The sequence below is a fragment of the Methylocystis sp. genome, assembly GCF_021731785.1.
In the GTDB taxonomy this organism is placed as follows: domain Bacteria; phylum Pseudomonadota; class Alphaproteobacteria; order Rhizobiales; family Beijerinckiaceae; genus Methylocystis.
On record NZ_JAKFWS010000037.1, the window covers coordinates 24240 to 42536 of the forward strand.

Below are 18297 nucleotides of genomic sequence, written 5' to 3' on the forward strand. Positions count from 1 at the left end.
CTCAACGCCTCCAGGCCGAGCTACCAGACGCGACGGCGCCGCTCCGCTTCGAACGTCTTGCCAAGGTAGTCCACGCGCTCCAGCCGTAATTCGCCCTTGGGAAGGAAAGCGTCGGGACGCGGCTTCAGTTCGCCATTCTCGAATTCCAACCCGAGCAGCGCATAGGCCGCCGACAACATGCGGGCCGCGGCGCCGGTATACCAGCTCCAACCGCCCCGGCCCCCATAGCCCTCGCCATTGTAGACGTCGGCTGGCTGCTGGTGCGGCGGCAGGCCGTAAATGTCAGCAGCGGCGGGCGTGGTGAGCTTGGAAATCGGCGAAATCGCGATCCACGTCTTGAACGCCGTGCGAAACAGCTCGTCGGCGGCGCGCGGATCGCCATCCTGTTGCGCCTGCGCGCCGAGCTTCGCCAAGGCATCGACGAACCACGAAACGCCATGCGAATACTGGCCGCCGTTTTCGCGCACGCCGGGCGGATATTCGGCGCTGCGTCCCGGATAAGGCCGAGAATGTTCGTCATAGGGCGGAGCGACGAGCAGCACGCGATCGCCCAGGCCCAGAACGGCAAGGGCTTTTTCGATCGCCTCGCGGCCGCGCGCGGCGTCGACGGCCCCGGCCAGCGTGGGCCATGACGAGGTCATGGCGCTCATCGGCGCGACTTCTCCGCCGTCGTCGGCATAGGCGCGGATATAGCGGTCGCCGCGCCAGCAGGTTTCAAGCGCCGCGCGAAGCTTCGCCGCTCGTTCGCGATAGCGCTCGGCCCGTTCGGCGTCGCCTTTCGCCTCGAAGATCGGCGCAATGTCGAGAAGGATACCGTGCAGGAAGAAGCCGAGCCACACGCTCTCGCCGCGGCCTTCGTCGCCGACGAGATTCATTCCGTCGTCCCAGTCGCCCGAACCCATCAGCGGCAGACCATGCGCGCCGAAGCGATCCAGCGTCCATTCGATGGCGCGCGCGCAATGGCCGAGCAGCGTGTCCTTGTCGCGCGAGGTCAGCGGCACGGTGGCCTCGCCCTCCTGATCCTTCGGCACGGGATTGGCTTCGAGGAAGGTCTCCACCTCATCGAGGATGGCGTAGTCTCCACTTCCGCGGACATAGCGGATCGTCACATAGGGCAGCCAGAGATGCGGATCGGATGAATGCGTGCGGTCCGCGAGTCCAGTGCCGCCGTTCGGCGCGCGGTGCCACCATTTGCACGCGTCGCCTTCGATATATTGATGCGCGGCATGCAGCAGGATTTGCGCGCGGGCGCGCTCCGGCGCGAGATGGATCAGCGGAATGACGTCCTGCAGCTGGTCGCGATAGCCTGTCGCGCCTGAACGCTGCGAGGGTCCGGTGCGCCCCCACAGGCGCGCGGCGAGCAGTTGATAGGGCAGCCATTCGTTGACCAGACGGTCGAAATCGGGGCGGTTGGTCTTGATGCGCAACACCGACAGCTGACCGTCCCAGGCGCGCTCGTTCGCCGCGAGTTCGGCGTAGGCGTGCTGCGGATCGCGTGCATAATCGGCAAGTCGGTTTGCTTCCTCGATCGTCGTCGTCTGTCCGAGCGCAACGACGACGACGGCTTCTTCTCCTGCAGGCACATCGATTGCGCCGCTGAAAGCGGCGATCTTTCGTTCATGCGCAGGCGCGCCGGCGTCCGGGTGACCGTGCTCGACCATGTAAGGCAGATATGGATCGCGGCTTTCATGGCCGAGGAAGCGACGACGCGACGTCTCCGCGAATTCCGCCGGCAACGAGGTCGTTACAAACGCCCACCCCCGCACGAAGTTATTGCGTGGATTGCGGAAGTAGATGGACTGCATATTCGCGTCGACGCGCGACTCCAGCGCGCCCAGACTCTCGTTCGGCGTTTCCGCCAATACGATTTCCATCGCTGGCGTTATCTGCAGCAGACGCTCATGATCGGTCTTGTTGCGGATCTTGATGATCTTGAACTCAATCGGCCGCGTCGGGCTCACAAATACGGTCATCTCGAGATCGAGGTGATCGCGCGCGGCGTGATAGACGGCGACTCCCGGCGAAAACGTCACTTGATAGTCGGCGTCGCGGCGGCGCAGCGGCACGAAAGTCGGACTATGCGCGTCGGTCCGGGCGAGATCATAAATGTAGAATCTCTGTCCGGCCGGGGCCATACGGCCCTCGCCCATGCGAAACGGCGTGAAACTGTTCAGTCGCGAGTTGCCGTGGAAGGAAAAAATATCGCCGTCATTGGTGAGCACTGCGCCTTGCCCGAAGGCGTTGGCGATCACATGGGCGAAGGGCCGCGGCGTGCCAGGCGCGAGCGTGAGGCTGCGTCCATCCTGTGAAAAAACGTAGCGCGGCGTTTTGGGCGGCGTCGGCAGAATGAGGCCGCGACGGCGCGACAGCGCCGTGTTCAGCGTCTCGGGCGCCACAGGCGCAAGCCCCAGATGGCGCGCAATCGAATCCGTCGCCCGGCCCATATCGCGCGCCCAGCCGTCGACGATGACCAATTCGGTCGCGCCCGCGGCGCCAAGTTCGACCTCGATGCGCAGGCTGGCGCATGGCTCGAAGCCGTACAGCAAACCTTCGTCTTTCGGATCGCGCGGCGCCGCCAATCCCAGCAGGCTGTCGGGCGCATGAGTCGATCCCATTCCATAGAACCGCGCCTTCACATCCTCGTAGCCGACGACGGAAATCTTCGCATCCGCGCCGCCGCCGATCGCGTGAAAGCCGATCTCGGGCGACAGTCGGCGATCGGACTGGCGACGCGCCCCGCCCTTGAGCAAACGGTTCTGCGCGAAAATCGCGTTGAGCGACCGCACGTACCAGGTGCCGATATGAATCGCATTATAGGCGGCGTCGCGCAGTTCGACGCCGGTTTCGTTGAGCACCCATTCGCGAAACGACGCGAGCGTCAACTTGCGATGACGCTGCTCGAGATTGACGATCTTTAATCGAGTGATTTCGACCGCTTCGTCAGCGGCGAGCGAGACTCGCGCTTCGACCGCGAAGCCATTGCGCTCAGCCATGAAGAACAAACAGTTCTCGCCCGCGTCGGTGAGCGACGCCTGAGCGGCGCGGCAACGGGTCGGCGCCTCGCCGATCGACCAAAGCTCGCCGCCGTCTTCCCGCAGAAACAGGAAGCGTCCGCGCGGATGGGCATGATCGTCAGGCCGCCGCGTCAAATCGATCGGCGGTCCGCCGCGCGCCACGCCTTCGATTCGAATCGCGCCCTGCCCGTCCTCGAACCACTCGCTGGTCATCAGCCCGTTGTTCAATTTCAACGGTCGCGAGCCCGGCACACCGCCGGCGCCGGTGATGCCTTCAATCGTCACTTTCTGCGCGCGCGCCAGCCGGCCGAGAAGGAAGATGACGAGGCCGAAGGCGACGAGGCCGGCGTAGATCAGATAGCCGCTGACCAGATAGGCGTAAGAGGGCGGCCGTGTGTGCGCCAATTGCTCGGAGGCGCTCCACGCGCTGTCCCAATCCGCGCCGCGGGGAATATAAAAGGGAAGCAGGAGCGGCGCCCAGGTGCCGAAACGGCGGATGCCCTCCGGGATCGCGCGGCTGGTTTGCGACTTCCCTAGAAAGCCCGCGGCCTTTTCGTCCGCCACGTCGCCGCCGACGAAAGAGAGATTGACGAGCGTCGCGACCCGCAAGCCCATATGGTCGAACCAGATCAGCACGCGCAGGGCGTCATAGGCGAGCAGCGCTGTGAAAATATCGAGACTCCACGCGCGAAAATCAGAGTCCGGAAGGATGTAGCTCATCCAGCTCGCGACGCCGGTTCTGATGAGCCCGTCCTGATTGTACCAGCTTGGGTCCGGCGAAGCCTTAAGGAAGGAATAGATGACCGGCGCCATCCAGAGGCCCCAGCGCAAAACGCGCACGGCGTTTTCAACGAGCATGTCGAGGCCCTGCCAGCTCGCGAGGCGCCGAAGCGGCTGCAGGCTGCGCTCGACGAGCGCCGTCAGGAAAAACAGATTGACCGAAAAGAGCGGCGCGGCGAACACCCATTGGATGACGCCTGAGAACGACTCGTCGAAGAGCAGCCTCACGCCGCCGTCAACCTTGCCGAGATCCGTCGCGCCCCATTTGGAAAACAGCGGACGAATGACATAGTCGTTGATCGGACGGCCGTCCGCCGCATAGTCGAGCGACGTATAGGCGAAGAATTTCGCCACGATCGTTTCGACTTGCCCCACGTCGAGATACCAGGAGACGGCGCCGGCGACGAGCGCGCCGAGGAGTGCGCCGAGCGAATAGACTCGCCAGCTGCGCAGATGCTGCCGGCGTCCTTGCGTCAGCGCGGCGAAATCGATCGCCGCGTCGACGCCGGCATAGGCGAGCGCGCCCGCGACGACGCCGAACAGAAACCTGTGGCCGCCGCTCGCCGCTGGGAGCCCGATCATCAGGGCAAATCCGATGGACGCGCCGGCAACCGCGCCGCGAAAATAGTTCGATGGATGCAGATAAAGCTCTTTGACGCGCGCGAAGAACGGCGGCGTCGAGTCGGTGCTCTCCACGATGGCGCGCGCAAGCGGAAAAAGCGCCGCGCCGATCAACGCGCCGCCGACCGGTCCCGAGACGGAAATCACTGCCATGGCCGGCGGGAAAGAGACGACCAGTCCAGCCGCAAGCAGCAGCGCCATAAACACGAAGCCATAGACAGCGCCTTTTTCAGCGCCTGTCCGCCAATCATGGAACACCACGACCTGCAGCGACGGCGTCGCCCGCAACAGACCCGCCATCGCCTGAGTCACGAGATAGGTTTGGCCCCACAAGCCTGCTTGCGCGAGCGCCGCCGCCACGGTCGCAATCGCCGCTGTCGCCGGATAGGGCAAGTAGGGCGCGAAGAAAAAGGAAACCGAGGTCGCGATATAGGGGGTTAACGACGCGAAGAAGGCTGAGGCGAACAGAATGCCATGCGGGCGCCACTGGCGCGGAAGAAACCGGCCCAGCGCGAGCGGCACGCCGACAACGATTGACTCATTGAGCAGGAACAGGACCAGCGTGCGGCCGGCGATCTTTCTCAAAACCTCCGATACGTCGAGGCCGAGGAGCATCCAGCCGCCGATCTGGGTGAGGAGCGGCGAGCCGAGTGCGAGCAAGAGGCTGAACTGCAGCGGCAAGACGAAGAGGGCTGCGCGCACCGCCATGCGCGAACGCGCCCTCAGCGTGACGACCCCCGCGAGATAGAGGATGGCGGCGGTCCCCGCGCCCACAGGCGAAAACCGGAAAAGGTCGGCGAAGCTGTCCGGCGCGCGCCATAAAACGCCGGAGCGGTCGCACAGCAGCGTAAAAGTCGCGACGACGAGGAAATCCACGGCGAAATCGGCCGCTTGGCGCGTACTCTCGGACGAGCGGCGCAGCACAAAAATTGCGGCGCCGGCGAAAAAGCCGGCGACGATCGCATGCTCGCCGCCGCCCGCCGCCTCCAGCGCAGCGAAGACCGCAAATCCCGCGCCGATGAGGATGCGTTCGAACGCGGAGCCTTTGACGTCTGATTCGCCACGATTGACGGCCATGGATCCCCTCCGCGCCTCTGTCGCATCCGGCGTTTTTTTCGTTAATGTCCGGAATCAGCGGCTATCGTATGAAGTCCCTTGCCGGAGGCGGGGGAAAAAGTCGACTCCCGCGTCCATTTGGCGGACTCGCGCTTCGCACCGCCGCCGAGAGCCGCTATAGTTCCCAATGCTTTATCGCCCCGGCGTCACGAGGGCTTCAGCGAGTGGACGAGATGGAAGAGCCCCTGCCCGCGCCGCCGGCCGACACGCGCGACGACGAACGGAAGGGCGCGTCCGACGCCACGCCTGCCGAGCGGCTGTCGCTTCTCGTCGAGCGGGAGCGCGTCGCCCGCACGGGAGCGAATGGTTCGCTTGACGAGCGTATGGCGAGTCTTGCGGGCGCGTTGCGCCGTGCGCGCCTCGAGAACGCCGAGCGCTCCGCCGCAATTTCTGATTTGCGCGCCGCGGAAATCGCCCGTCTGGAAATGCTCGGCGATGCGCTGGCGCCAGTCTTGGCGCAGCTGCCGGACGACTGCGACATTTTCGACGTAGGCGTTGCGCCCGCCGAACGGCCACGCCTGTTCATCGACCAGATCGGCTTTGTCGAGATGGATCGCGACCGGCGCACCTACCGTTTTCTTCAGGATACGCGTCATGGCCGGGTCGCGCTTTGCGAAAGCGACAGCGCCGAGGAACTTGTCGAGGCGATCACCGCCTATATCGCGCATCGTCTGATCGAGCGCGAAAAAGCGCTGGCGATCGATTATGCGAGCGGCGGCGCGGCGCAGGCGCTTGCCGTTAAGGCGGCCGCGGCCCGCAACAAAGCGACTGCGCGCGACACCGCCTCGTCTTTCTCCAGCAAAGTCTCTCGCGCCGCCGCGTTCGTCGCGGAATTTTTTGGCGCAGCCGCTTTCTTTGCGCTGTTAGCCGTATTAGGGGCTTGGATTTTTCGCACCTATTTCACGAGCTAATCGTCACAGTTCGACCGATTCAAGTTCGACGACCTCGCCAACCTGGTTCAATCCGCGCCTGCGCAGCAGGACGCTCAGCGCGTCGCCCCTGCGCTCGATTTCGTAAAGGTTGTAGGCCGCGCCCGGATAATGCCCGCCAGGGCGCGCCGAGGCCGACGCGACGCCGACCACGGGCGCCGCCGCGTCCGGTCCGGCAAGTCGATGCAGGCTCGGCTTGTGATTATGCCCATGCACGATCAATTCGGCGCCATGGCGGGCGATGACGCTTTCGAATTCCGCGGCGTCTTCAAGCCCGCGCAGCAACCTGGCGCCGCCGACATGCGGCGGATGATGGAGGCAGACGACGCGCGCAAGCCCTTCCGCCTTCGCGCCATCCAGCAATTGAGCGAGCGCAGCCCGCTGGCCCCCGCCGAGCCGGCCGGAAGCGACCAATGGCGCAGTCGGCACGCCGGTGTCGAGTCCGATGAGCGCGACGCCGGCGCGCCGGCGCAAATAGGGAAACCCTGCGCCTTCCGCCTCGCTGCTCGTCCAGGGCGCGAAAACGTCGTGAACGAGATCCGTCACGCTGGCGACATAGGCGTCGTGATTTCCGGGCGTGAAACTCACATCGCTCGGCGCGCCGAGAGAGGCGAGCCAGTCCTTGGCGAGGGCGATTTCGCCAGGAAGTCCGATGTTGACGATATCGCCGGTCATGACGACATGGTCAGGCGCCTGCGCCTTGATATCCGCGACGATCCTGGCGAGCACGCCCATGTCGTGCTGAGCGCCGCGCTTATAGAGCCAGTTCACATAGCCCGTGACGCGCTTGCCGAGAAGCTCGGCGAGATTTGGCCGCGGAATGGGACCGATATGGGCGTCGGACAGATGAGCCAGTCGAAAATTCAAGAGAACCTCATCTCCCTCCATGCCCCTTCGACGGCGGCGCTTTCTGCTAGGATGGGCTGGCGATTTGTAGAACCTTCGCAGATCGTTTGCCATAGTTTCGGCATGCGGAGAGCGCTTTGAGGGAGCAGCAGTCGGGCGAGACGCATTCGGCGCGATCTCGTTTCACGCGCAGGCTTATCGCCTTGAGCGCGCGGTTTCAGCGTCCGATGACCTTAGGCGTACGCGGCCTTGTGCTTGACGATCAGCGCCGAGTGCTGCTCGTCCGTCACACCTATGTACGCGGCTTCTATCTGCCGGGCGGCGGCGTTGAAAGCGGCGAAACGCTGGTCGACGCGCTCAAGCGCGAACTCCACGAGGAAGCCAACGTCCTGCTCGACGAACCGCCCGAACTTTTCGGCGTCTATTTCAATCGGCGCTTCTCGGTGCGAGACCACGTCGCCCTATACGTCGCGCGGTCTTATCGCATCACCGAGCCGCGCGCCCCCGATCGCGAAATCGCCGAGGCCGGCTTCTTCGCGCTAGATGCGTTGCCGGCGGAGACGACCGTCGCGACGCGGGCGCGCCTGGCCGAGGCGTTGGAAAAGACGCCCATATCACCCTATTGGTGAGGCTTTTCGAGCGCCCGCGACAGCGGCCTCAGCCAGGATCCGCAGATCGCGCCATCCATAGGCGAGATCAGGCAGAACGACGCCTTCGACCTCCCAGACGCCCTCGACGCCAACAGGCGCCGCGCCGAGCGCCTCGTAAAAGCCGCGCGCCTTCGCTGCGTCGCGGAGCACCCACACGGCCGCGCTCGCACAGCCGACGGACATCAGATATTCGGCGAGCCGCGCCATCAGGCCTTTGCCCAACCCTTGGCGCTGCACGCGCCGCAGGAGGTAAATCGAGGCGATTTCGCCGTTGAAGCCCAGCGGAACGAGCTTCGGGTTGGTCTGACGAGTGCAGCGCGCGAAGCCGACCGGAACGCCGTCTTCGAGCGCGACGAAGACCGCTTGGCCGCTTTCTCCCGAACCGATCCTCTCCAGCCAGCGCCGCGTCCAGGCGTTGAGGTCGATGGCCGCCAGCGCTTCCGCCGGCATGAGCCCGGCGTAGGTCTCGCGCCATGCCATGACGTTGATCTCGGCGATCGAGCGGGCGTCCCGCACGGCCGCGGGGCGCAAGCAATATTCCGGCATGGCTCCTCTCCAGGCGCAGGCTCGCATGCCGGCTTGTCGCAGCGCAACGAGAGGTTTTGCGGCGCAGACAACGCGTGATATGGCCAGCGCCCAGGGTCAAGCCGCCATTATGATCGATCTCGCCGTAAAATTTGCGCCGCTCACGGCCGCCGACGACGCGCATATCGAGAAGCTCGACGAACGCGCGTTCGGTCCGGGCCGATACGCGCGTACGGCCTACCGCCTGCGCGAAGGCGTCGAGCCGGATCGCTCGCTGTCCTTCGTCGCGCGAATCGGCACGCTGCTCGTCGGCGTCAATCGCATGACCCCGATCCTCGTCGGATCGACGCCGGCGCTTCTGCTTGGACCCCTGACCGTCGAGCCGGCGTTTCGCCAGCAGCGCGTCGGCGAGACGCTGGTCAAATATTCGCTTGATGCCGCGCGCGAAGCCGGACACGGCCTCGTCCTGCTCGTCGGCGACGAGGACTATTACGCGCGGCTCGGCTTCGCGCGCGTGCCTCGCGGCAAAATCACCATGCCGGGGCCGGTCGACTCCGATCGCCTGCTCTATTGCGAACTTCGTCCCGGCGCGCTTGCGGAGACGAACGGACGGATGCGGCGCATATGACGTCGCGCGCCCAGGCCATCGTCGAGAAATATGACGCTCTCGTCGCGCAAGGCGCGCTGGAGCGCGACGCGTCGCAGCGCGCCGCCGTCGAGAAGCTTCAGGCGCTCGCCGACGCGCTTGCCGGCCGCGGGCCGAGGAACGCCGGTCTGAGGCAGGCGCTTCTTGCAAAACTTCGTCGTCGCACGCCGCGCCAGCGCGGGCTTTATCTCTGGGGACAGGTCGGGCGCGGCAAAACATTCCTGATGAATCTGTTCTTCAGCGAGCTTTCCGTCGAAAAAAAGCGCCGCGCACATTTCCACGCCTTCATGGCGGATGTGCACGAAAGGCTGCATCGACTGCGTCGAAATCCGCCCGGCGGCGACGCCGATCCTTTGACCTGCGTCGCACAGGAGATAGCGCAAGAAGCGCGCGTGCTGTGCTTCGACGAATTCGCCGTGAACGATATCGCCGACGCAACGATACTGGCGCGCCTGTTTTCATCGCTGCTGGCGTCGGGCGTCGTGGTTGTCGCCACTTCCAACGTCGAGCCATCGCGGCTCTATGAAGGCGGCCGCAACCGCGATCTCTTTCTGCCCTTTATCGCCCTGCTGCAGGAGCGAATGGACGTTGTGCGTCTCGAATCGTCGAGCGACTATCGGCAGCGGCGCGGGGATCTCGGAAAGGTCTATTTCACGCCCGCGGATTCTCGTGCAAAAGCGTCGATCGATACGTTGTTCGCGACGCTCGCCGATGGGGCCGCGGAGACGCCAGCGACAATCGAGGTCAAGCGACGGCGCATCGAAATCCCGCAGGCGGCGGGCCGCGTCGCGCGCCTGAGCTTTTCGGCGCTCTGCGATCAGGCCCTGTCGGCGACCGATTATCTGGCGCTCGCCAAAAAATTCGATGCGGTGATCGTCGAAAACGTTCCGACTCTCGCGCCCGAACAGCGTAACGAAGCGCGCCGCTTCATCACCCTCGTCGACGTTCTCTACGACGCGCGCGTTCTGCTGATCGTGTCCGCCGCGGCGGAACCTTGCGAACTTTATCAGGCCGCCTTCGGCGCGGAGGCGCGCGAGTTCGAGCGCGCCGCCTCCCGCCTGATCGAAATGCGTGGAAAGGACTACGTCCAGGCCCGCGCGCCGCTCATGGCTTCGACATACACTCCTTGATGTCGCTTTCCTTCTTCATCTGCTCGAAGCGGTCGACGCAATAGCGTTCGAGATCGGCTCGTTTCGAAGGATCGGCCGCCGCGGCGCGAATGCCCATGGCGCCCTCGAGCAACTCCTTTTGCGCAGCATGGACTTGGCGCGGCGGCATTTGTCCCGAACACGCCTCGTAGCGTTTGAGCAGGGCGTCGCATTGCGGAACGCCGGTCGGATCGGCCGCGACAGCCGGCGTGGCGGCGAACAGGAAAGCCAAAGCAAGACGATAGGTCACTTGTGCGGGTTCCTCAGGTTATGACCCGCGGCCTATAGCATTTTCCCTGGTCGCGACGCATCAAAAGACGAGAGCGGCGGGCCTTTCCTTGGACCCGCCGTCTCGAACTCCAGCGTCTATGTCTCGCGGAGCGCCGGAGGGTTCTAGCGCCGACGCTTACAAACCGGCGAGATAACGCGTGGGATCGACCGGCGTCGAACCCTTGCGCAGCTCGAAGTGAAGCTGCGGCGAGCCGACATTGCCCGACTGGCCGGACTTGGCGATGGTCTGACCGCGCTTGACCTGATCGCCGCGCTTCACATCGAGCTCGCCGTTGTGGGCGTAGGCGGAGACGAAACCGTTCGGGTGGCGAATGAGCACCAGATTGCCGTAGCCCTTGAGTTCATTGCCGGCGTAGGCGACGACGCCGCCTTCTGCCGCCTTGACCTGGGTGCCTTCCGGCACGGCGATGTTGATCCCGTCATTGCCGCCCGACGAGAAGCCCTGAATGATGCGGCCGCGCGCGGGCCAGCGGAATTCGGGGTTGCCATCGTCGGAGGCGACCGCTTTGACGTCATTAGCCGGGGGAATGGAGGCGGTCGCGGTCTTGTCGACCTTGCGGGCCCCGCCGGCTTCCGGCTGCGTTTCAGCGACAACGGCCTTGCTCGGGGCATCGGCTGCATTCGCCTCCGCTTCGGCCGGCGCGGCTCGCACGATGCGCTCCGTCTTGACCGCGCGAGGCGTCGCGGCGGCGATGCGCGGTTCGGCCTTTGCGGAGACCTTTGAATCGGCCAGCTTCGGCTTGGTCGGCTCGGCTGGCTTTGCGACCGCCATCGGCTTTGTCGGGGCCGAGGGCTTCGCTGCGACGGGTTTGGCCGCGGGGACCGCCGTCGCCTTCGCCGAACTGGCGGGCGCATGCGTGGCGACGACGGGGGCGCCGCCGGCGCGGAAAACCGGAATCACGAGACGCGCGCCCGGCTGAACCTGGGACGCGATATTGAAGCCGTTCGCGCGCAGCAGGGCCTCTGGGGGCACGCCGTAGCGGGTGGCGAGCAAATTTGCGGTCTCGCCCTGGGCGACAACGATCGGCGTGCCGCCCTCGGCGCTCCAATGGCCGCCGCCGGCCGCGACGCGCGCCGGCGACTGCGCGGCGGCAGGCGGGGCGGTTCGAGCGGTTGAAGCGCTGGCGCCGGACGCGGAGCCGCTGGCGGCGGGCGCCGGCAGCGGACGGGACTCCACCGCGCTCGAGGGCGCGCTCTGCGCAGGCGCGCTGGCGATGGCGCCAACCGGCGCTCGATCGACTCCAACCGAAGCGGTCTTTGCCGAGCCCGAGAACGGGTCTGAGAACGGATCGCCGATGAAACGCGATGCGTCGGAGCAGCCGGCGACAAAGGCGGCGACGCCTGCGGCCGCCAAAAACCGCACCGCGGCGCGTGAATAAGCAAATGGACGCTTGATAGCCATGACGCGACCCACCCGAACGCAACATTGAACGAACTATCGATAACAGCGCGGCGGTTAAGGAGGCGTTTAAGATGAACGCGAAACGTCGACGACTCTATAAATTTTCAGCATTTCGACAGGAATGACACGAATTCCGGGCGACTTGTTCGCTGGACCCGTCCTTCCTGCGTACCGCAGGCGCGACCGGGACGTTCGACCGGTCTCAGAGCGCCTGCGCCAGGCCGGGAATGGCCGGGCCCAGGCGGCAGGGGCCGAGATCGGTCTCCCGCAGTTCGCCCTCCTCATTGCGATCAAGCTTAATCAATCGTTCCTTCGCCCGTGCGCCGGCCATGGCGTGGGCTCTGCGGGCAAAGAGCATAAGTCCGCCCGGCGCGAGCAATTGGATCAGCGCCGCCGGCGCGGCGCCGACCGAGGCCTGCACGATGATCCGATCGAAACGCCCAAGCTCGAAAGGAGGATCGAGACCGTCGCCGCAGACCGCCTTGGCGTTGGTCGCGCCATGGGCGGCCAAGCGGCGCGAGGCTTCGATCGCGAGAGTCCCGAACCGCTCGAGGCTCACGACCTCGCGTGCGAGCTGCGCCAGCGCCGCCGCGCCATAGCCGGACCCCGCCCCGACCTCGAGCACCCGATGGCCGCGGCCGACCTTGAGCGCCTCTAGCCGCCGGGCAAGATCCACCGGGCGCGACATGGTCTGCCCGCAGCCGATCGGCAAGGAGAGGTTGCGGTTCGCGAGATCGCGAAAGCGATAGGGCGCAAACGCCTCGCGCGGGGTCGCCTCCATTGCGCGCAAGACCGACAGGTCGCGTACGCCCCCCTGACGCAACGTCAGCAGCAACGCCGCGCGTTCTTCGAACTCAGCCGCTTGGGGTGCGCCGCCGTCGCCGGTCATTTGTCGCTCTCGAAGGCCGTCGCGAGCCGCGTCACGGTCGGGTGATCAGTGAAATCGAGCTGCAGCGGCGTGATCGAAATCTTTCCTTCTTCAAGCGCCATGAGATCGGTGCCCTGCCCCGGTTTGAAATCGCCGCGCTGGAATGTGATCCAGTGATAAGGATTGCCGCGGCCGTCCTTGCGGTCTTCGATCCTCATGATGTCGCTGCTGCGCCGGCCCTGCATGGTGATCGCGACGCCCGCGACGTCCTGGGGCGGACAGTTGGGGAAATTCACGTTCATCAACACATTTTTTGGTATGCCGGCCGCCAGCAGCCGACGCACAATCTCGGCGCCGTGCGTCGCCGCGCACGCCCAGTGGACGGTTTGCCGGTTTGCGAAGAAATCATAGACCTGGGACAGCGCGATCGATGGTATCCCCAGAATCGTGCCCTCCATCGCTCCAGCGATGGTGCCGGAATAGGACACGTCCTCGGCGATATTCTGACCGCAGTTGACGCCGGAAATCAGGAGATCGGGCGGATGATCGAGCATCAGCTTGCGCACACCCATGATCACGCAGTCCGTCGGCGTGCCCTTCACGGCGAAATGTCGCGGCGAAATCTCCCTCAGCCGCAGCGGATCGTTGAGCGATAATGAATGCGAAACGCCGGACTGCTCGAACTCCGGCGCGATGACGAAAATGTCATCGGTGAATTCGCGCGCGATCGCTTCCGCGATCGCCAGGCCGCGCGCGTGAACGCCGTCGTCATTGGTGAGGAGAATGCGCATGCTTTTGGCGGTTTCGCTCGCGCTTGGGGCGATTTGACGAGGCCCAGGTTTCTTTGGACGATTCGACGCTAAACGTCCACAATGACGCGAATTGCTCAGGCCCATTCTCTGGGGGATTTTTGATGCGCTTACGACTGTCGTTCTTGCTGGCGGCGTTGCTTGCCGCCGTTCCCGGCCGCGTCGCCGCTTTTGAAGCCTATGTGGCGGCGGAAATGCCGCTGCAAGTCAGCCCCAGCGTCGATGCGAGGCCGGTCACGACCATGGGGGCGAATATCCCGTTCAATGTCCTGGGATGCGGCCGCTGGTGTCAGGTGCAGTATGGCGGGACCATGGGCTATGTGCCGGCGGCCTTTGTCATTCCTGGCGCGCCGCCGACAGCGCCCGGATCTGGTCTTTTAGGATTCTTGGCGGCTCCGGTCGTGCTGCCCGTCGCGGCGCCCGGCCTGCTCAGCGACGGCTATGCGCCGCGCGCAGATTACGGCTATGGCTGGACGCCTTTCTTTGGAACCTCGCCCGAGCCCGAATGCGCGGAAAAAGCGAGACGCGGGCGCTGCAGCCCGCGAAAGACCGTTCACCGGGAAATGCGCGACAAGCCGCCCATGTAAGGCCGCAGCACGCGCGGCACGTCGACCGAGCCGTCTTCCTGCTGATAATTCTCCAGCACGGCGACCATGGCGCGGCCGACCGCGACGCCGGAGCCGTTCAGCGTATGAACGAATCGCGGCCCCTTGCTCTCGGCCGGGCGATAACGGGCGTTCATGCGCCGGGCCTGAAAGTCGCCGCAAACCGAGCATGAGGAAATTTCGCGATATTTCCCCTGCCCCGGAAGCCAGACTTCGAGGTCATAGGTTTTTTGGCTCGCGAAGCCCATGTCGCCGGTGCAGAGCACGACCTTGCGATAGGGCAGTTCGAGAAGCTGCAACACCATCTCGGCACAGCCCGTCATGCGCTCATGTTCTTCGAGCGATTGCTCCGGCGTGGTGATCGACACGAGTTCGACCTTGTAGAACTGATGCTGGCGGATCATGCCGCGCGTGTCCTTACCGGCGGCGCCCGCTTCGGCGCGAAAGCAATAGGTGCCGGCAGTCATGCGCATGGGCAGTTGCGACTCGTCTACGATGGACTCGCGCACGAGATTTGTGAGCGGCACTTCGGCGGTGGGGATGAGCCAGAATTGATCGAGCGGAGGAATGTCTTGCGATGTAACGGGCGGATCATGCCGCGCGCTATCGATCACCATATCGCGAGTGTGGATATCTTGCAGTCCTTTCAAAACAGCAAACTGATCCTCTTCAAACTTCGGCAATTGCGCCGTGCCGAACATCGCGTCGTCGCGCACGAGCAGCGGCGGGCTGACTTCCGTGTAACCATGCTCATTCGTATGCAGATCGAGCATGAATTGCGCGAGCGCACGCTCAAGCCGCGCCAGCCCGCCCTTGTTGACGACGAAACGCGCGCCGGAAATTTTCGCCGCCGTTTCGAAATCCATGAGTGCAAGGCTCTCTCCGATTTCGAAATGCTCCTTCGGCGTGAAGTCGAAAACGCGCGGGTCGCCCCAGCGCGCAACTTCGACATTGTCGTTCTCGTCGGCGCCATCGGGAACTTCGTCGAGCGGCGTGTTGGGAATGCTCGCGAGCGCGTTGTCGAGTTCGGCGATCGCATAGCGCTCGGCCTCTTCCAGCGCCGGCCAATTTTCCTTAATTTGTGCGACTTCGCCTTTGAGCGCTTCGGCCCTGGCGCCGTCGCCCGCCTTCATCGCGGCGCCGATCTCTTTCGAGGCGGCGTTGCGCCGCTCCTGCGCCTTTTGCAATGCGCCGATTGCGGCGCGGCGCGCATCGTCGAAGGCCAGCAGCTGCGCCGACATCGGGTCGAGCCCGCGACGCGCGCGGCCGCGGTCGAAAATTTCAGCGTTCTCGCGAATCCATTTGATGTCGTACATATCGGCCTGCTGGCGGTGGGGAGTAACGGGCGAACTGTTGCAAACGCGTCATGCCCGGCCTTGTGCCGGGCATCCACGAAGGCGACTGCGGTAATATGAAAACGAGCGCAGCGTCTCGGCGTGGATGGCCCGGACAAGCCCGGCCATGACGGCAGGGGCTTTGTCGAGGGCGCCTTTCTCTCGCGGGCACGTGACAGGGTCAAGCGGCGAGATGTCGCCTATGAGCCGCCGCTCGCCGCCGCTTGGGCGGCGGCACGCTTCTTCTCGATCGCGCGCACGGCGTAAATCGACGCTTCGTACAAAAGTATGCCGGGCACTGCCAGCGCGAGTTGCGAGAACACGTCCGGCGGCGTCAGAATCGCGGCGACGATGAACACGAGCACGATCGCGTAGCGGCGTTTCTCCTTCAGGAATTCCGACGTGACGATGCCGACCTGTCCGAGCAGGGTCAGGACCACCGGCAGCTGAAAGACGATACCGAAGGCGAGCACGAGCGTCATGATCAGCGAAAGATATTCGGAAACGCGCGGCAACAGTTCGATCTGCGCCTTGCCCGGTTCATTCGCCTGCTGCATGCCGATGAAGAAGCGCAGCAGATTGGGCATCACCAGAAAATAGACGACGAGCGCGCCGAGCGCGAAAAAAATCGGCGTCGCAAAAAGATAGGGCCGAAACGCTGTGCGCTCATGCTTGTAGAGTCCCGGCGCGACGAAGGCGTAAATCTGCGACAACACGATCGGACAGGAGAGAAAGGCCGCCGTAAACAGCGCGACCTTGATCTGGGTGAAAAAATATTCCTGCGGCGCGGTGTAGATCAGCCGCGCCTCGGGGCCCGCGACCTGCGTGTAGGGAATGACAAGCAGATTGTAGATATCTTTGGCGAAGAAGAAGGAGAGCACGAACATCGCGAGAAAAGCGAGCAGCGCCTTGATCAGGCGCTCGCGCAATTCCATCAGATGTTCGATCAGCGGCGCCTTGCTGGCCTCGATTTCGGCTTCGTCGCCCTCGCTCATGTGGCGGCCTTCTTCGACGAATCAGCCTGCTCGCCTTCCGAAATACGAGATCCCTCATCCTGAGGAGCTTCTGTGCGCGAAAGCGATTCGCCTTTGATTGCCCCGGTGATCTGCTTGCGGGCCTCGGCCATCGGATCAAAAGCGCCGTCGAGCTTGACGCTTTCCTTTACGGCGTCGCGCATTTCGCTGACGCCCTTGCGCAAATCTTCAAGCTCGGCCTCGCGCATCGCCTCCATGAACTGTCCCTGAAACTCCGCAGCCATGCGGCGCATTTTTGCGGTGAATTGGCCAAGCGAGCGCAATACCCGCGGCAAATCCTTCGACGGAATCGCAATGAGGGCGACAATGGCGATGACGATGAGCTTTCCGGGTTCGAGATCGAACATGCGTGGTGCTCGGGCGCCCTGAATCCCTCCCTTGGAAGGGAGGGTCGAAGCGCGAAGCGCTTCGGGGTGGGGTGACGATGGCGAGGTTCAAGGGCTTCTTACCCCACCCCGCGCTTGCAGCGCGACTCTCCCCGTCAAGGGGAGGGCGTCAACGCTATATTTTTTTTGTTTCCGAGGACTTCTCTTCGCCAGCTCGTTCCGCCGCCTGATGCTGCAGCGTCTTTGACGTTTCCTTCACGTCGGCGCCATCGTCCTCCGACATGCCCTTCTTGAAGGCCTTGATGCCTTTGGCGACGTCGCCCATCACGTCGGAAATCTTGAACTTGCCGCCAAAGAGAATGAAGACGACCGCGCCGACGATGATCCAGTGCCAGATCGACAGACCGCCCATGGCGCGCATCCTTCCTAAGAGAGAGAAAACCGGCATGACCGGCGTTTGCCCGGAAACTATGCGTCCGTGGGCGCAAAAACAAGGACGGGAAGCGCAACCGGCTGCGCTGTGCGCTTCTTGCGACAACCAGGAAGGGTCATCGCCTGACCACGCCAAGGCGTGGCGGCGTCAAAGCTCGTCGCCGTCCGGCTCGTTCGGAGCGTCCAGCGCCTCGGGCTCGTCCGGAAACTCCATTTCCAGAAGCTCCGGCGCTTCGTCTTCGAGCGGTTCTTCGTCGTCGCGCAAGGCGGCGTCGTCTGAGGGCTGCGGCACGCCGAAGCCTTTCGGCAGGCGGCCGTCGAACAGGCCGGCGCCCTTGAGGTCGTCAAGCCCTGGCAGATCGCCGATCTGCTCAAGGCCGAAATGCATCAGGAAGGCGTCGGTCGTGCCATAGGTGATCGGCCGTCCCGGCGCCTTGCGGCGGCCGCGCAGCCTGATCCAGCCGGTGTCGAGCAGCACGTCGAGCGTGCCCTTCGATATGGCGACGCCACGAATCTCCTCGATCTCGGCGCGGGTCGTGGGTTGGTGATAGGCGATGATCGCCAGCGTCTCCAAAGCGGCGCGGGAGAGCTTCTTCTCCTCGACCTGCTCGCGCGCGAGGATCCAGTTGAGGTCGGCGGCGGTGCGGAAAAACCATTTCTTGCCGACGCGGGTAAGATTCACGCCGCGGCCCGAGTAATGGGCGCGCAGCCGCTCAATGACTCGCTCGAGATCGGGGCCCTGTTCGAGACGGCGCGCCATTTCGGCTTCGTCAAGCGGCTCGGCGGAGGCGAACAGGAGCGCTTCGATAATCCGCTCCGCTTCGCGCAGCCGGGCCTCGTGACGCGCAAGCTCCTCGTCGCTGTTCACGTCAAACAGTTCGATTTTCTCCGCAGCTTGCGCCACTACGCGTCCTCCTCGAA

The 18297-nt window shown here is 64.4% G+C and carries 17 protein-coding genes; 5 read left to right on the plus strand and 12 right to left on the minus strand.

Going from position 1 to position 18297, the window contains the following annotated elements; all coding sequences use genetic code 11:
* Nucleotides 1–20: 20 nt before the first annotated feature.
* Nucleotides 21–5492: a glycosyl transferase family 36 gene (locus tag QZ964_RS07580; protein ID WP_292530634.1), complete on the minus strand. Its 5472-nt coding sequence runs from the start codon at nt 5490–5492 to the stop codon at nt 21–23.
* A 212-nt stretch (nt 5493–5704) separates the two neighbouring features.
* On the opposite strand from QZ964_RS07580, the gene QZ964_RS07585 reads away from it, so the two are divergent.
* The gene (locus QZ964_RS07585; protein ID WP_292530637.1) at nt 5705–6442 is read left to right on the plus strand and encodes a hypothetical protein; all 738 of its coding nucleotides are present in this window, start codon (nt 5705–5707) and stop codon (nt 6440–6442) included.
* Between the two features lie 3 nt (nt 6443–6445).
* Here the strand turns inward: QZ964_RS07585 and QZ964_RS07590 are convergent, their stop codons facing one another.
* Nucleotides 6446–7327: a metallophosphoesterase gene (locus tag QZ964_RS07590; protein WP_292530640.1), complete on the minus strand. Its 882-nt coding sequence runs from the start codon at nt 7325–7327 to the stop codon at nt 6446–6448.
* A 206-nt stretch (nt 7328–7533) separates the two neighbouring features.
* On the opposite strand from QZ964_RS07590, the gene QZ964_RS07595 reads away from it, so the two are divergent.
* Nucleotides 7534–7935: an NUDIX domain-containing protein gene (locus QZ964_RS07595; protein WP_367119243.1), complete on the plus strand. Its 402-nt coding sequence runs from the start codon at nt 7534–7536 to the stop codon at nt 7933–7935.
* Here the strand turns inward: QZ964_RS07595 and QZ964_RS07600 are convergent.
* On the minus strand, nt 7921–8502 hold the full coding sequence (locus QZ964_RS07600) for a GNAT family N-acetyltransferase (RefSeq protein WP_292530643.1): 582 nt from the start codon (nt 8500–8502) through the stop codon (nt 7921–7923). The two genes, QZ964_RS07595 and QZ964_RS07600, sit on opposite strands and share 15 nt — an antisense overlap.
* 109 nt (nt 8503–8611) lie before the next feature.
* On the opposite strand from QZ964_RS07600, the gene QZ964_RS07605 reads away from it, so the two are divergent.
* On the plus strand, nt 8612–9109 hold the full coding sequence (locus tag QZ964_RS07605; RefSeq protein ID WP_292530690.1) for a GNAT family N-acetyltransferase: 498 nt from the start codon (nt 8612–8614) through the stop codon (nt 9107–9109).
* The gene (zapE, locus tag QZ964_RS07610; protein ID WP_292530646.1) at nt 9106–10257 is read left to right on the plus strand and encodes a cell division protein ZapE; all 1152 of its coding nucleotides are present in this window, start codon (nt 9106–9108) and stop codon (nt 10255–10257) included. Before QZ964_RS07605 ends, zapE begins: the two co-directional genes overlap by 4 nt.
* Here the strand turns inward: zapE and QZ964_RS07615 are convergent.
* From QZ964_RS07615 to surE, 4 genes are all read right to left on the minus strand, one after another.
* On the minus strand, nt 10232–10525 hold the full coding sequence (locus tag QZ964_RS07615; protein WP_292530649.1) for a hypothetical protein: 294 nt from the start codon (nt 10523–10525) through the stop codon (nt 10232–10234). The two genes, zapE and QZ964_RS07615, sit on opposite strands and share 26 nt — an antisense overlap.
* Before the next feature lie 156 nt (nt 10526–10681).
* Nucleotides 10682–11968, minus strand: coding sequence for a M23 family metallopeptidase (locus QZ964_RS07620; RefSeq protein ID WP_292530652.1), 1287 nt, complete (start codon nt 11966–11968; stop codon nt 10682–10684).
* Nucleotides 11969–12170: 202 nt separating this feature from the next.
* Nucleotides 12171–12857 carry a methyltransferase domain-containing protein gene (locus QZ964_RS07625; RefSeq protein WP_292530655.1) on the minus strand — a complete coding sequence of 229 codons (687 nt, stop codon included), beginning with the start codon at nt 12855–12857 and terminating at the stop codon, nt 12171–12173.
* Nucleotides 12854–13627, minus strand: coding sequence for a 5'/3'-nucleotidase SurE (gene surE, locus QZ964_RS07630; protein WP_292530657.1), 774 nt, complete (start codon nt 13625–13627; stop codon nt 12854–12856). The genes QZ964_RS07625 and surE overlap by 4 nt, the downstream gene beginning before the upstream one ends.
* A 122-nt stretch (nt 13628–13749) precedes the next feature.
* On the opposite strand from surE, the gene QZ964_RS07635 reads away from it, so the two are divergent.
* Nucleotides 13750–14232 (plus strand): SH3 domain-containing protein, encoded by a 483-nt coding sequence (locus QZ964_RS07635; RefSeq protein WP_292530659.1) that lies wholly within the window; start codon nt 13750–13752, stop codon nt 14230–14232.
* Here QZ964_RS07635 and serS read toward each other — a convergent pair.
* The 5 genes from serS to scpB all read right to left on the minus strand — a co-directional run bounded on the left by serS (nt 14199) and on the right by scpB (nt 18280).
* On the minus strand, nt 14199–15566 hold the full coding sequence (serS, locus tag QZ964_RS07640) for a serine--tRNA ligase (protein ID WP_292530661.1): 1368 nt from the start codon (nt 15564–15566) through the stop codon (nt 14199–14201). The genes QZ964_RS07635 and serS overlap by 34 nt on opposite strands.
* Nucleotides 15567–15784: 218 nt before the next feature.
* Nucleotides 15785–16579, minus strand: a complete 795-nt coding sequence (gene tatC, locus QZ964_RS07645; RefSeq protein ID WP_292530663.1) for a twin-arginine translocase subunit TatC — start codon at nt 16577–16579, stop codon at nt 15785–15787.
* Nucleotides 16576–16965: a preprotein translocase subunit TatA gene (locus QZ964_RS07650; RefSeq protein WP_292530667.1), complete on the minus strand. Its 390-nt coding sequence runs from the start codon at nt 16963–16965 to the stop codon at nt 16576–16578. The genes tatC and QZ964_RS07650 overlap by 4 nt, the downstream gene beginning before the upstream one ends.
* A 154-nt stretch (nt 16966–17119) precedes the next feature.
* A complete protein-coding gene (locus tag QZ964_RS07655; RefSeq protein WP_292530669.1) occupies nt 17120–17356 on the minus strand; it encodes a twin-arginine translocase TatA/TatE family subunit in 237 nt (78 codons plus the stop codon).
* 168 nt (nt 17357–17524) lie between these two features.
* The gene (gene scpB, locus QZ964_RS07660) at nt 17525–18280 is read right to left on the minus strand and encodes an SMC-Scp complex subunit ScpB (protein WP_292530670.1); all 756 of its coding nucleotides are present in this window, start codon (nt 18278–18280) and stop codon (nt 17525–17527) included.
* Between the last annotated feature and the right edge of the window lie 17 nt (nt 18281–18297).